Annotated in this window: 1 protein-coding gene; it reads right to left on the bottom strand. The window is 77.6% G+C overall.

The genetic code is table 11. From position 1 onward, the window contains the following. Positions 1–107 precede the first annotated feature (107 nt). Positions 108–1146: dihydrolipoamide acetyltransferase family protein (locus LG943_RS21925; protein ID WP_270074231.1), on the bottom strand; the 1039-nt coding region annotated here is incomplete at its 5' end.

Raw genomic sequence — 1146 nt, 5'->3', positions numbered from 1 at the left:
GCTGGGCGTTTGAGCGGGGGCGGGGGCGCGGCGACGGCGCCGCGCCCCGGCCGTCCGCCCGTGCGCTGAAGGGCCGCCCCGGCTGCGGGGGCGGCCCTTCGGTGTGCTCAGCCCCAGACCAGCGAGGTGGTCTTGGGGTCCTCCAGGGCGGCGCCGACGTGGCGCAGGACCCGCGAGCCCAGTTCGCCGTCGACCAGGCGGTGGTCGAACGACAGCGACAGGGTGGTGACCTTGCGCACCGCGAGTTCGCCCTTGTGCACCCACGGCAGGTCGCGGATCTGGCCGAACGCCAGGATGGCCGCCTCGCCGGGGTTGAGGATGGGGGTGCCGGCGTCAACGCCGAACACGCCCACGTTGGTGATGGTGATGGTGCCGCCGCTCATGTCGGCCGGGGTGGCCGCGCCCGCGCGGGCGGTCTCGGTCAGCGACTGGAGGGCCCGCGCCAGCTCGGGCAGCGCCATGGCGTGGGCGTCCTTGACGTTGGGCACCACCAGCCCGCGCTCGGTGGCCGCCGCGATCCCCAGGTTGACGTAGTGCTTGACCACGATCTCCTGGGCGTCCTCGTCCCAGGAGGCGTTGATGCCGGGGTAGCGGCGCACCGCGCTGAGCAGGGCGCGCGCCACCAGCAGCAGCGGCGACACCTTGACGTCGGCGAACTCCGGCCGCTCGCGCAGCTTGGCCACCGCCTTGACCGTGCGGGTGACGTCGACCTGGAGGAACTCGGTGACGTGCGGCGCGGTGAACGCGCTGCGCACCATGGCCGCCGCCGTGTGCTTGCGCACGCCCCGCACCGGGATGCGCTCCTCGCGCGCGCCGGGGTCGGGCCGGACGGCCTGCGCCCCGGCCGGTGCGGGCGCGGCCGGGCCGGTGCCGGGCCGGTCGGCGGCCGGCGCGGCGGGGGTGGCCTCGCGCTGCTCCAGGGGTTCGCCGGCGGGCGCGGCGGCGTCGCGGCGGACGTCGTCGCGGGTCACCACCCCGCCCGGACCGGTGGGGGTGACCGTGCGCAGGTCCACGCCGAGGTCCTTGGCGAGCTTGCGCACCGGCGGCTTGGCCAGCACCGGCCCGACCGGACGGCCGCCGCCGGCGGCGCCGTTGGCGGCCGGGTCGGGGCGGCCCGGGGCGGGCGCGGTGGAGGCAGTGGGAGCC

Source organism: Streptomonospora mangrovi (assembly GCF_027604915.1).
In the GTDB taxonomy this organism is placed as follows: Bacteria; Actinomycetota; Actinomycetes; order Streptosporangiales; family Streptosporangiaceae; genus Streptomonospora; species Streptomonospora mangrovi.
The sequence above is the reverse complement of the archived record's forward strand: the minus strand, read 5'-3'. Positions and strand labels throughout refer to the sequence as shown.